Source organism: Aedoeadaptatus nemausensis, from assembly GCF_903819165.1.
Taxonomy (GTDB): Bacteria; Bacillota; Clostridia; order Tissierellales; family Peptoniphilaceae; genus Aedoeadaptatus; species Aedoeadaptatus nemausensis.
The window spans coordinates 222,567-234,598 of record NZ_CAIJCS010000019.1 but is presented as its reverse complement, the minus strand read 5'-3'; the positions used below and the strand labels follow the sequence as shown (position 1 = coordinate 234,598).

At 47.6% G+C, this 12,032-nt stretch carries 12 protein-coding genes and 1 tRNA gene; 8 read left to right on the top strand and 5 right to left on the bottom strand.

Annotation, left to right across the window (positions count from 1 at the left end):
* The first annotated feature begins 51 nt into the window (after positions 1 to 51).
* Positions 52 to 876 (top strand): hypothetical protein, encoded by an 825-nt coding sequence (locus PEPTYR26121_RS05775; protein ID WP_180500152.1) that lies wholly within the window; start codon positions 52 to 54, stop codon positions 874 to 876.
* A 172-nt stretch (positions 877 to 1,048) separates the two neighbouring features.
* Here PEPTYR26121_RS05775 and PEPTYR26121_RS05770 read toward each other — a convergent pair.
* Positions 1,049 to 1,124: transfer RNA gene (locus PEPTYR26121_RS05770), tRNA-Thr, on the bottom strand.
* Positions 1,125 to 1,309: 185 nt separating this feature from the next.
* Between PEPTYR26121_RS05770 and PEPTYR26121_RS05765 the strand changes: the two genes are divergently transcribed.
* The 4 genes from PEPTYR26121_RS05765 (at position 1,310) to PEPTYR26121_RS05750 (ending at position 5,529) form a co-directional block, all read left to right on the top strand.
* Entirely contained in the window at positions 1,310 to 2,134 is an 825-nt protein-coding gene (locus tag PEPTYR26121_RS05765) for a tRNA 2-thiocytidine biosynthesis TtcA family protein (protein WP_180500150.1), read from the top strand.
* A 1-nt stretch (position 2,135) separates the two neighbouring features.
* Entirely contained in the window at positions 2,136 to 2,891 is a 756-nt protein-coding gene (locus tag PEPTYR26121_RS05760; protein WP_180500148.1) for an exodeoxyribonuclease III, read from the top strand.
* Positions 2,892 to 2,969: 78 nt separating this feature from the next.
* On the top strand, positions 2,970 to 4,172 hold the full coding sequence (locus tag PEPTYR26121_RS05755) for an FprA family A-type flavoprotein (protein ID WP_180500146.1): 1,203 nt from the start codon (positions 2,970 to 2,972) through the stop codon (positions 4,170 to 4,172).
* Between the two features lie 262 nt (positions 4,173 to 4,434).
* Positions 4,435 to 5,529, top strand: a complete 1,095-nt coding sequence (locus PEPTYR26121_RS05750) for a copper amine oxidase N-terminal domain-containing protein (protein WP_180500145.1) — start codon at positions 4,435 to 4,437, stop codon at positions 5,527 to 5,529.
* A gap of 8 nt (positions 5,530 to 5,537) precedes the next feature.
* Here the strand turns inward: PEPTYR26121_RS05750 and PEPTYR26121_RS05745 are convergent, their stop codons facing one another.
* The 3 genes from PEPTYR26121_RS05745 to PEPTYR26121_RS05735 form a co-directional block, all read right to left on the bottom strand.
* Positions 5,538 to 5,903 carry a hypothetical protein gene (locus PEPTYR26121_RS05745; RefSeq protein WP_180500143.1) on the bottom strand — a complete coding sequence of 122 codons (366 nt, stop codon included), beginning with the start codon at positions 5,901 to 5,903 and terminating at the stop codon, positions 5,538 to 5,540.
* Between the two features lie 49 nt (positions 5,904 to 5,952).
* The gene (gorA, locus tag PEPTYR26121_RS05740; RefSeq protein ID WP_180500141.1) at positions 5,953 to 7,302 is read right to left on the bottom strand and encodes a glutathione-disulfide reductase; all 1,350 of its coding nucleotides are present in this window, start codon (positions 7,300 to 7,302) and stop codon (positions 5,953 to 5,955) included.
* 89 nt (positions 7,303 to 7,391) lie between these two features.
* The gene (locus PEPTYR26121_RS05735; protein ID WP_180500140.1) at positions 7,392 to 8,405 is read right to left on the bottom strand and encodes a YeiH family protein; all 1,014 of its coding nucleotides are present in this window, start codon (positions 8,403 to 8,405) and stop codon (positions 7,392 to 7,394) included.
* Between the two features lie 103 nt (positions 8,406 to 8,508).
* On the opposite strand from PEPTYR26121_RS05735, the gene PEPTYR26121_RS05730 reads away from it, so the two are divergent.
* On the top strand, positions 8,509 to 9,351 hold the full coding sequence (locus PEPTYR26121_RS05730; protein ID WP_180500138.1) for a LysR family transcriptional regulator: 843 nt from the start codon (positions 8,509 to 8,511) through the stop codon (positions 9,349 to 9,351).
* A gap of 50 nt (positions 9,352 to 9,401) precedes the next feature.
* Here the strand turns inward: PEPTYR26121_RS05730 and PEPTYR26121_RS05725 are convergent, their stop codons facing one another.
* The gene (locus PEPTYR26121_RS05725; RefSeq protein WP_180500303.1) at positions 9,402 to 10,772 is read right to left on the bottom strand and encodes an alanine/glycine:cation symporter family protein; all 1,371 of its coding nucleotides are present in this window, start codon (positions 10,770 to 10,772) and stop codon (positions 9,402 to 9,404) included.
* Between the two features lie 476 nt (positions 10,773 to 11,248).
* Here PEPTYR26121_RS05725 and thiS point away from each other — a divergent pair, with 476 nt between their 5' ends.
* Together thiS and thiF are read left to right on the top strand one after the other, a co-directional pair.
* Complete coding sequence (gene thiS / locus PEPTYR26121_RS05720) at positions 11,249 to 11,443, top strand: sulfur carrier protein ThiS (RefSeq protein ID WP_180500136.1); 195 nt, start codon at positions 11,249 to 11,251, stop codon at positions 11,441 to 11,443.
* A complete protein-coding gene (gene thiF, locus PEPTYR26121_RS05715; RefSeq protein ID WP_180500134.1) occupies positions 11,433 to 12,032 on the top strand; it encodes a sulfur carrier protein ThiS adenylyltransferase ThiF in 600 nt (199 codons plus the stop codon). Before thiS ends, thiF begins: the two co-directional genes overlap by 11 nt.

The following is a 12,032-nucleotide window of genomic DNA, read 5'->3' as shown; positions in this document are numbered from 1 at the left end:
AGGCAGAAAAGGATTTCCTAGTATATGTTAGATTGATGAAAGGAGATGGAAATGAAAAATAGGAAATACAAACAATGGCTAACAGTGGGCATTTTATTTTTAGCCTTAGCCATTTGTCCGAATAGTGTGTCAGCGACAAGAATCGCCAATACCGGAAGTAATACTGTACGCCAACAAAGGGCGAATGAACCGATAAAAGATTTTGCATGTGACTTCATAATAAATGTTTTTTCAGATTTCGCCGACTTGGATCACTATGATTTAAAAGATGTCGATCCGCAATCTAAGGATTTGATTCGTTATATACGGGATAAAAAAGAAGTTATTAAATATCAGCAAGAAATATTTAACCTGCAATATAAAGTAAAACACTGGAACATTCAAGATATGACAGTGACTCCCTTAGGAGGAAGTCAGTATGAGGTACTAGCCAGAATATTTTATCAATATGATGATATAAGAGATGGCGGTGCAATTAATTCGGGGGCAGTGTTCACTTATAAACTCATTGTTCAAAAACAAGGCGACACATATAAGGTGGTTGCCGCTATTTCGGATGATTTAGCATCGGGGAATTTAATGGGCGATGTCGTCGTAGAGACGTTTGACCTTCGGTCAGGACTTGGGCAACAAAAAGCAGTGAAGATGCAATCTAATAAAACTGATTATGAAAATGGCGACGTACATTATCATAGTTTAGAACAAGTAAAGAAAGCATTAGTTGAAGCGAAAGAAAGTACCATTGAAGAATCTGTAGATGAGAAGAAAAAGGATGCGGATCATCGCAATTTCCCAGGAGAAAAGTTACAGTGGTATCTCGACAAGACGACATGGATTAGAGCGAATGAATTAAGGTCTTATTTACTCAACAACTAATGGTGACGATGTATCTTATAGAGGCAGCAATGGTATTTAATTTGCTGCCTTTTATTTTTGCAGTAGACGAAAACTAATCAAGAGAAATGATAAAAAACTATTTTTATTTCAGTGGAGTTGCACTTAGCCCGACAATTCAAACCATAAAAAAAGACGCCCGCAGGCGTCAATTTGGAGCTAACGAGGGGACTTGAACCCCTGACCTGCTGATTACGAATCAGCTGCTCTACCATCTGAGCCACGTTAGCGAATACTCCTATTATTTTAGGCCAAGTAGAGAGAAAATGCAAGAGAATCTTATAAAAGATTTACCAGGCGGCCATGTTTCCGCAACTGCGGGAAGGGGCTTTATTGAAAGATATCCTCATTTATAGTAGTATAAATAAGTAAGACTATCCCGCCCGGCGGGATTTTTTAATAGAGAGGCTAGGATATGACAGCGACAGTAGCGGAAATAGAACGCAGTATTATTAAACGGTATAGAAAACAAATTTGGCGCCGTTTTGTAAAGGGCATCAACGACTTCGATATGATCGACGACGGAGACGTGATCGCCGTGGCCATTAGCGGGGGAAAGGATTCCCTTCTTTTGGCTAAACTTTTGCAGGAGTTGAAGCGCCACGGCAAAAAGCAGTTCGAACTTTTATTTATCTGCATGAACCCGGGGTATCTCCCCTCCATTCAGGAGCAGGTGAAGGTGACGGCGGAGGCCATGGGGATCCCTCTGCAAATGTACGACAGCAATGTATTCGAAGTGGCAGAGGATATGGGCGGCGAGAAGCCCTGCTATATTTGCGCCCGTATGCGACGGGGAAGCCTCTACGACAAGGCACAGTCATTAGGCGCTAACAAACTCGCTTTAGGCCATCACTTCGACGATGTGATCGAAACCGTGCTGATGAACGTGCTCTTCGGCGGCAGCTACAAGACTATGATGCCCAAACTTCACGCCACCAATTTCGAGGATATGGAGCTTATTCGGCCCATGGTCTACATTCGGGAAGAAGATATTCGGCGCTTCGTGCGCGCCAATGATCTCACCCCCATCGACTGTGCCTGCACCGTGACCCAAAAAGAAAATTTCGGCGCCCGCGCCTATGTGAAGAATCTTATCGAAGAAATCGCCGAGGAAAATCCCAATGTGGCCATGTCCATTTTTCGTTCGGCGCAAAATGTGGAGCTCGGCGCTTTGCTGGGCTACAAAGATTACGACGGGAAACAGGTGAGCTTTTTAGATCGTTACGACAAAGGAGAATAAAATGAAACTCGTATCTTGGAATGTCAACGGCATTCGAGCCGCCCTGAAAAAGGGCTTTATGGATTTTTTCAACGACATAGATGCAGATGTTTTCTGTCTGCAGGAAATTAAGCTTTCGGAAGGTCAACTGGATCTGGAACTGGATGGCTATTACCAATACTGGAACTATGCGGAGAAAAAAGGCTATAGCGGCACGGCGGTGTTTACAAAAGAAGAACCTCTCCACGTTTCCTACGGCATCGACATGGAAGAACACGACAATGAGGGGAGGGTCATTACCTGCGAATACGAGGATTTCTTCCTCGTCACCTGCTACACGCCCAATTCTCAGCGTGGCCTCGCCCGTCTGGACTATCGCATGACGTGGGAAGATGATTTCAGAGATTATCTCAATATGCTCAAGAACGTAAAACCTGTGGTGCTCTGCGGCGATTTAAATGTGGCACACAAGGAGATCGACCTGAAAAACCCGTCCTCCAATAAAAAGAACGCCGGGTTTACGGAAGAGGAACGCACCCAGTTCCAAAATCTCTTGGATGCGGGCTACACCGATACCTTCCGCCATCTCTACCCGGATGCGGAGGATCGTTACAGCTGGTGGAGTTATATTACCAAGGCCAGAGATCGCAATGCCGGTTGGCGTATCGATTACTTCGTCGTAAGCGACGATTTAAACGACGCTATTATAGAAGCGGACATCCGCGACGATATTTTAGGATCGGATCACTGTCCGGTTACTCTCGAACTGGATATTTAAAGCTTCCTTATTGAAAATATATCCGGGACAGGTTAAACTTTAAAGTGAGATAAAATAAACTAAAAGAAAGGTGATATTATGGGAAATTTGAGAATTGTTAAGATTAATGATCACTTGCACTACATCGGTGTCAACGATCGCTACACCCACTTATTTGAAGCCATGTGGCCCCTGCCCGACGGCATCAGCTACAACTCCTATCTCTTCGATGGCGGCAGCAAAACCTGCCTTATCGACTGCGTAAGAATCGACTCCGTTCGCGAATTTATGGATAATATTTCCGAAGTGTTAGACGGACGTCCCTTAGATTACGTCGTCGTCAACCACATGGAGCCCGACCATACCTCTTCCTTGAAGTCGGTTGTGGAACGTTTCCCTGAGATCAAAATCATTACCAATAAAAAAGCCGTCAAGATGATGAGCAACTTCTACAACATCGGCGAAGAAAATGTCGTTCTCGTAGAAGACGGCGAAACCGTGGAAATCGGCGAACGTAAACTTACCTTCTACACCACTCCCATGGTCCACTGGCCGGAATCCATGGTCTGCTTCGAAGAAGAGACGGGCATTCTTTTCAGCCAAGACGCTTTTGGCGGCTTCGGCACATTAGACGGCGCCATCTTCGACGATCAATTAGATTGGGAAGTATACCGCGAAGAAACCATTCGCTATTACACCAACATCGTCGGCAAGTACAGCGTACAAGTTATCCGCGCCCTTAAAAAGCTCGAAGGCCTGGACATTAAAATGATCTGCCCGGACCACGGACCGGTTTGGCGCGAAAACATCGGCCGCATTGTCGGCTTATACAGCGATTTAAGCGAACAAAAAACAGAAGACGGCGTCCTCATCGTCTACGGTTCCATGTACGGCAACTCTGAATTTGTCGCTGAATCCATCGCCCGTGCTCTTGCCGACGAAGGCGTGCGCAATATTCGCATTCGCGACATTTCCAAGACCCACCTCAGCTACCTTATCAGCGAAACCTGGAACTATAAGGGCATTATCTTAGGTTGCCCCACTTACAATGTAGGCCTTTTCCCTCCCATGGAAAACCTCGTAGAAGTGCTTAAGAAACAAAAGATGAAAAACCACGTTCTCGGCACCTTCACCAACTACACCTGGGGCGGCGGCGCCGAAAAGAAATTTGCGGAATTCGCCGAACAAAGTAAATGGGAAGTCCTTCCCACTACCGTCGACGTCATGGGACTTCCCGGCGACGAAGACTTCGAAAAATGCCGTCAAATGGCAAAAGAAATGGCGGAAGCTTTAAAGAAATAAGGAAACAAATATGAAGCGTCGGGAAACCGGCGCTTTTTTGTTTGGAAGGAAAAAATTCCATAAGACCGCGGCGAACAATGTCCTACACGTAAAAGCATTGAAAAATTATTGGGGGGGTATAATAAAATACAGATAACCCTAAATTTTTCTGTTTTGGACCGGTGATTCGAATGAATTGTCGAAAACATCCGTCAGAACAAAGAGATTACGTGAAGTGTAGAATGACGTGCGCTCTCGCGTAGAATTATTTAAGGAGGCATTTATGAAAAAGTTAGCCACATTGTTACTCTGCATCCTGCTCCTTCCCTCGGTGGCTCTGGCGAAGGGGCCGGATCCCATCGCGATTTACGTCAACGGCCGGGAGCTTTTTACTGAAGAGGCGGCGCCCACCATTCGCTACAATCGCACCTTCCTGCCTCTGCGCGCGGTCACTGAAGAGTTGGGCTACACCGTGGCATGGAACGGGGACAAAAAAGAAGTCACCTTAACGAAGGGTGATTCAGCCGTGGTCATGACCATCGGAAAGAAAGCTTACCGCATGGGCGGCAAGGAGGCGGCCATGGACGTAGCTCCCTATCTTGAGAAGAATAGTACCTTTATTCCGATCCGCTACCTGGGCGAGGCCACGGGCCTTCCTGTTCAATGGATGCCGAAGGCGCGCATCGTCACCGTGGGAAGCTATCCCCAAAAAGACGCGCCGACATCGCGAACCGTGGACCGGGTGATTTTTTGCGGGCAACTCTTGGACGCGTCGGACTACATCGAAAAAAACGGCAAGTCATTTATCGACGAAGAGGTGGTCATGGAAAAGGCATGCTACCTTCCCGTGAAAGACAAAGACAATGTGTCCTTTAAAACCATATCGGGAAAAATCATTCAAATTCCCATTCGAAAGGATACCCTGCTTCGCCAAGGCGAAAAGCGCTATGTAAACATGGAAGAGGTCTTTGAGTCGCAGAAAAAAACCGTCTGCTACGATGAAGAGAAACATCTTCTCATCTTAGGCACCTTCGACCGGAAGGACTTGGCATACAGCGATATCACCCAAAAAGAAACCCTAAGCGATCCCGCCATTACCTGGGATTGGCCGGAAGACGGCATTGAAGGGGTGGAAGTGGTAAAGGGCAAAGGCAGCATCGCTTTTAAGTTTAAAGCCACCGGCGAAATCTTAGGCACCATGGAAGAAAACCCCAAAGAGTTTCCGAAAAAAGATCAGCTCCTCTTAGGCGCGAAAGACGGAAACTATTTGGTGGCCACATTGAAAGAAAAAGAACCGCGAAAACAGGGCGAGGTACCGAGCCGCCGCTCCTATGCCATCGACGGCATTATGTCTGTCTTGACCTCGGTGAAGATGTAAAATTAAAATCAAGTACACGACAAAGGGCGAAAGCATCTCGATGAAGAGATGCTTTTTTGCATTAGAAAACCCTTTGCTTCTACGAAAAATTCAATGACGATGCGGGCGGCGACGGCTTCCTCTTCTCCCTCTCCCGGGTGGAAAATCCGCGGACGGAGTGGAATAATTGGCCCGTCATCCTCACCTATAAAGACGGCCTCTACTACGGTGCGGATTTCAGGGGCGACCCGGCGATGATTCAAGACGAGGTATTGAAGGCAAAATTTGAAAAGGCCCACGACCGCATCGACGACATTCTGATGACGGTCCGTGTAGGAAAATAATAAAGGGAGAATCTCGTCGGCGAAAGTGCCGATGGGATTTTTTATTTCCAAAGAAAAAACGCCTCTACCTCATTCGATAGAAGCGTTTTGTTTTTGTAAATTAGCGCATAGTAACCATTTCTTCCGCGCTGGTGGGATGGATGGCCACGGTGGAGTCGAAGTCGGCTTTTGTGGCGCCCATTTTAACGGCGACACCGAAGCCCTGCATCATTTCGTCTACGCCGAAGCCCATGGCGTGAACGCCGACGATTTTTTCCTCTTCTCCCGCACAGACGAGGAGCATTTTACATTGTTGAGGATTCCCCGACACGGAGGAGCGCATATCCGTAAAGGAGGAGGTGTAGCTTTTAATGGCGTCTTCTCCGTATTTTTCCTGTGCATCTTTTAAGGTGAGGCCCACGGTGCCCATGGGCGGGTGGCTGAAGACGACCGTAGGCACATTGTCATAGTCCAAGTGGGCGTCTTTTTTCCCGCCGAAGAGGCGATCGGAAAGGCGACGGCCGGCGGCGATGGCCACGGGGGTTAAATCTAATTTGCCCGTTACATCGCCGATGGCGTAAACCCCTTCTTCCTTCGTACATTCAAAGGCGTCGCTTACGATACGGCCCTTTTCGTCTACTTCCACTTTCGTGTTTTCCAGGCCGAGCCCTTCAATATTCGGCTTGACGCCGGCGACCCAAAGGACCTTCTCGAAGACGGCGGTGGTGTCGTCTTGGTAGGTGATCTCGATGCCGCCCTCTACACGCTTAAAGCTTTTAGACGAGGTGTTGAAGTGAATGTTGACGCCGCCTTTTTCAAGTTCTTCCGTAACGGCGTCGGTAATAAAGGGATCGAATTTTCTGAGGATACGATTTTTCCGCACGAGGAGATGGGTTTCCACGCCCATACCCGCCAAAAAGCCGGAAAGTTCCGTGCCGATATAGCCGCCGCCGATAATGGCCAGGGTCTTCGGAAGTTCTTCCCATGTAAAGAAATCGTCGGAATACTCTACGAGTTCCGCCCCGGGAAGTTTACAGGGGTTCGGGTGGGCGCCGCTTGCGATGGTAATGTGATCGGCGGTGTATTCTTCGCCCTCGACGATAATCGTGTGGCCGTCTTTAAACTGCGCCTTGCCGAGAAGTTTGGTGACGCCGTTATTTTCAAGTCCCGATTCGAAACTGTTTCGTGCGCGGCCTACATAGCCTTGTTGGGAATCCCTCAAGGTCTTAAAATCGAAGCTCCAGTCGCCTAGATTGTAGCCGTAATTACCCGATTCTTTTTCCAGGGTTCTGCGAATATCCGATGCATACCAGAAGATTTTTTTCGGCACGCAGCCTCTGTTGACGCAGGTGCCGCCGAAATCTTTTTCTTCCACGATGGCGACTTTGGCGCCGTATTGGGCGGCGCGATTGGCCGTGGCGCTTCCGCCGCTGCCGCCGCCGATGACGATGTAGTCAAAATGTTGTTTCAAAATGAATCTCCTCTCTTATTACAGTTACTGCTTCTATTATCGCATAAAAAGAGAGAGGGTGTTAACCTCTCTCGATTTTTACATAAAATTTAAACGAGTCCCATGAAGTATTCCACGGTAATGGCGACGATAACCACCAGGGCGGAGATGACGAAGCCGTGAAGCATGGGGCCGGTACCCGAATTTTTCATGTCTTTTAAAGATGTCTTCAGGCCGATACCCGCAAGAGCCATGACCATTAAGAATTTACTTACGAATTTCATACCTTGGCTTACATTTTCGGGGATAAAGCCCAGGGAATTAATGGCGGTAAAGGCTAAGAAGCCTAGGATAAACCAGGGGAAGACGCTGGTGATGGAAACTTTTTTTCCACCGTCTTGAATATTTTGTTTCGCCTTTTCCCGGGCACCGATAACGGCGAAGATTAAAACTGTAGGAATAATGACGAGGGTACGGGTGAGTTTGACCATGGTTGCGAAATCGCCGGCGGCGTCTGAGAAAGCGAACCCTGCAGCCACGACGGAAGAGGTGTCGTTGACGGCGGTACCTGCCCAGAGACCGTATGCCATGTCGGAAAGGCCGAGGGCTCTACCCATTAAGGGGAAGGCGATGATCATGGCCATGTCGAAAATAAAGGTGGCGCTCATGGCGTAGGCGACATCTAAATCGTCGGCGTCGATAACCGGTGCGATGGAGGCGATGGCGCTTCCGCCGCAAATCCCCGTACCGGCGGAGATAAGATTGGACATCTTCCAGTTCAGGCCGAAGAATTTACCGGAAAAATGGCCCAGGCCGAAGCAGGTGAGAAGAGTAAAGACCATAACCGACAAGGATAGGCGGCCGACGTGGAAGACTGTAGCGATATTGAGGGAGGCGCCCAGCAAAATAATGCCCAGCTTGAGCAATTTTTTCGAAGTGAAGGTAGCGCCTTTATGCACGACGTGGTCGTCGCCGATAAAATGATTGCAGATCATGCCGATAAAGAGGGCGATAACCGACGCGCTGATCAAAGGCATGGGCAAAAGGCTTTCGAGGAATCGCGCGATAATGGCGATCAGAAGGGTAAGTAAGACCCCGGGGAAAATAGAGCGGATAGTTTTCATTAAGTAATACTCCTTTCGTTGTTGTCATTATTATCCCATAGGGTTAAAATAAAATAAAATTATCAATTATTATATTGTAATAACAAAACGTTATGGAGGAACTATGGACACGCGACTTACCACCTTTTTAGAGGTTATCGATACGCGCAATTACACCAAAGCGTCTAAAAATCTTCACATTACCCAGCCCGCCGTTACGAAGCATATCCATTCCCTGGAAGAAGAATTCGAGGTCAAACTCTTTCGCTACGACGGTAAAAAATTTTCTATGACGAAAGAGGCGGAGAGGCTGGAAAGCTACGCACGGGCACTTCAAAAAAACTATCGGGATTTAGTAGACGGGTTTCGCGCCTCGCCCCTAAAAAAGATCCGCATCGGCCTTACGAAAACCATCGGAAATTATGCCTATGTAGAAGAGTTGAGCCGCATGATGAAGGGGAGAGGCAATGATTTCGCCATCATTATCGACAATACGGAAATGTTATTGGATCAGCTCAGGAACGCCCACTTGGACTTTCTCATTGTCGAGGGGCGCTTTTCGAAAAGCGAATTCGATTACGAGGTATTGACAGAAGACCTTTTTACGGGCCTTTGCGCTCCCGACGATCCTTTGGCGGGAACCGTTATGGATATCGAAGAATTAGGTAAAAGTTGTTTGCTCCTTCGGGAACCGGGCTCCGGCTCCAGAGAAATCTTGGAGCAAAAGCTCCGCTATAAAGGCTACGATGTCGCCGATTTTAAGCGCATTATTACTTGCTCCAGTTTGCCCCTTATTACAAAGCTCGTGGAACGCGGCGTAGGCATTACCTTCGGCTACGAAAGCATTTTGAAAGAAGAGCCAAACCTCGCCACCTTTCACGTGCGCGGTATAAGCGATCGCCACGAATTTTCCCTCGTGGCCTTAAAGGGAACGGGTGGGCTGGATCTCTATTACGAACTGCAATAAAAAACCCCTCCGCCCATTTGGGAAGGAGGGGTTTAAGCCTTAATAAGGGCTTATTTTATTAAGTGTTTGTATTCGTCGTGAGATTTGCGGATACGATCGTCTCTGAAGAAGTCTTTTTGAAGTGCGACGACGACGCCGGAAAGGCCGATTAAGCCGATTAAGTTAGGAATAGCCATTAAGGCGTTTAAGATATTGGCAACTTCCCATGCCATGTCTAATTTAATGGTGCAACCTAAGAAGACCAAGATGAGGAACAGGACTTTGTAGGGAGCGCCGATGCGTTTGCCGACTAAATAGCGGGCCGAAGTTTCGCCGTAGAACTCCCAACCTAAAATGGTGGAGAAAGCGAAGAGCAAAAGACCTATGGAGATGATGTAGCGTCCGAATCCGAAGTGCAAGGAGAAGGCTTCTGCGACGAGGGCGGAAGCATCTACTTCTCCAAGTTCCATAACGCCGGAAGTTAAGATAACGAGAGCGGTAATGGTACATACGACAAAGGTATCGAGGAAAACTTCCGTGACGCCCCAAAGACCTTGACGGGTCGGGTGGTCGGTGGATGCCGTAGCGTGGGCGATAGGCGAAGAACCTAGGCCGGCTTCATTTGTGAAGACGCCGCGGCTGATACCGCTTCGCATAGCTGTCATAATGGTAAAACCGATGGCGCCGCCACCCACTGCACGAGGATTAAAAGCTCCGACGAAGATATCGCGGATAGCGCCGGGCAGATTGCCAATGTTTGAAAAGATAATGAAAAGTCCGCCGAGAATGTAAAATGCCGCCATAAAGGGAACGAGTTTTTCAGTTACTCTCGATATGGACTTGATACCGCCGATAACGACGACAGCAGTTAAAATGGTAATGACGACGGCGGTTAAGAATGGGGGAATGTTGAAAGAAGATTTCAGCGTACCGGCGATGGCGTTAGATTGTACCGAGCAGCCGAGTCCGAAAGTAGCTACGGCAGCTAAAAATGCGAAGATCTTGCCGAGCCAAGGTTTATGAAGACCGCGGTCTATGTAGTACATGGGGCCGCCGGCATAGCCTACATCGGTTTTCACGCGATAGGCAATGGAAAGGTTAACTTCGGAAAACTTCGTACACATTCCGAAGAACGCGGCGAACCACATCCAGAATACGGCGCCGGGGCCACCGCCTAAAATAGCGACGGATACGCCGACGATATTACCTGTGCCGACCGTAGCGGCGAGAGCGGTAGAAAGAGCTTGGAACGGGGAGATGGCTCCCTCTTCAATTTCTCCTCGGTGAAACATTCTCCCGAGGGTATTTTTCATAATGTAAGGGAACTGTCTCAACTGAACACAGCGGGTGCGAATAGTTAAAATAATACCTGCGCCGAGCAACAAGACCATAAGGGGAACGCCCCACAGGAAAGTATCCACCTTCACTAATAAATCCATCAATGACATAAGCCACCTCCAATATCAAAATATAATATTATTTCTATTGCATACATTATACCTCTATGAAAGAAAAAAGGAAGAGATTTTTGCAAAAAATCTTCGTTATTTTAAAAATAATTTCGGAGGGAAAAAGAAAAAGGAAAAGATTATTTTTTATTAAACAATCATGGGAAAAAGAATTTCATTTTACGACTTTATTGTACAGAAGGGCACGGTGTAAAATAAAAAACTCTCAGTCCAAATTGACAGAGAGTTTTTCAATTTATAATAATTTTGAGGATCCGAAGAAGACGAGGAATCCGTGGAGCAAATCTCGCATCAACCGACAGTTGGAAGGATACGAGGTTGGGGACGAAAATAAATCACTCTTGACGACAGCAAAATATATGGTAGACTCTTATACAGAGTGCAAAGCACGAAGGGGTACACCACCGCGGGTGTAGTTTCTTCGTGCTTTTTTTTATAAGGAGGTGACCATGAAGATCAACGGCAAGACCTTTAAATTAAATGGCCCACAGCCTTTGCGCCGGGTGCTTTTAGAAGCGGGATTCGATCCCGAAGCGGTAGCCCTGGAAAAAAATAAGGAATTAATTCGCCGCGTGGATTTCGACGCCACGACGGTGGAAGACGAGGATGTTTTGGAGGTGTTTTCTTTTACCGGTGGAGGTTAAACGGGAGGCGGTGCTTCAGCGCCAATCTGAAGAGATTAACGACAAACTTGAAAATGTAAAAGTGGTGATCTTAGGCGCCGGAGGCCTCGGGAGCAATGCGGCCCATATGCTCGCCCGCCTGGGCGTGGGTAGTCTTATAATCTACGACTTCGACATCGTGGAGCCGTCGAATCTCAATCGCCAACATTACGGCGTAAGTGACATCGGAAAGATGAAGGCCGAAACCACGGCGGAGCGTATTAAAGAGCTTCTACCTTATGTTGATATCGAGCCCCGCAATGAATTGGTAGACGAAAATGTCCTTTCGTCGGTTTATGAAGAAGGGGATATTTTTATCGAAGCTTTCGACACGGTGTCGTCGAAAGTAATGGCCTACGATTTTTTCGCGGGAAGAGAGAAACCCTACATCTGCACCACCGGCGTGGCCGGCCCCTCCGGCGAACTCTCGAGACGAGATCTCGGGCATATACATGTTGTGGGCGATTTTCAGGGAGAAGACAGAAATGATTGCTACATTCCGAAGGTTATGGCCATCGCCGCCATGGAATGCAGCGTAGTACTGGAATTAATTCTTAAAAAGGAGTATTAA

Bases quoted from the DNA above. Each gene is read 5' to 3' on its own strand.
- PEPTYR26121_RS05775 (WP_180500152.1), top strand. From the start codon at position 52: ATGAAAAATAGGAAATACAAACAATGGCTAACAGTGGGCATTTTATTT.
- PEPTYR26121_RS05765 (WP_180500150.1), top strand. From the start codon at position 1,310: ATGACAGCGACAGTAGCGGAAATAGAACGCAGTATTATTAAACGGTAT.
- PEPTYR26121_RS05760 (WP_180500148.1), top strand. From the start codon at position 2,136: ATGAAACTCGTATCTTGGAATGTCAACGGCATTCGAGCCGCCCTGAAA.
- PEPTYR26121_RS05755 (WP_180500146.1), top strand. From the start codon at position 2,970: ATGGGAAATTTGAGAATTGTTAAGATTAATGATCACTTGCACTACATC.
- PEPTYR26121_RS05750 (WP_180500145.1), top strand. From the start codon at position 4,435: ATGAAAAAGTTAGCCACATTGTTACTCTGCATCCTGCTCCTTCCCTCG.
- PEPTYR26121_RS05735 (WP_180500140.1), bottom strand. From the start codon at position 8,405: ATGAAAACTATCCGCTCTATTTTCCCCGGGGTCTTACTTACCCTTCTG.
- PEPTYR26121_RS05730 (WP_180500138.1), top strand. From the start codon at position 8,509: ATGGACACGCGACTTACCACCTTTTTAGAGGTTATCGATACGCGCAAT.
- thiS (WP_180500136.1), top strand. From the start codon at position 11,249: ATGAAGATCAACGGCAAGACCTTTAAATTAAATGGCCCACAGCCTTTG.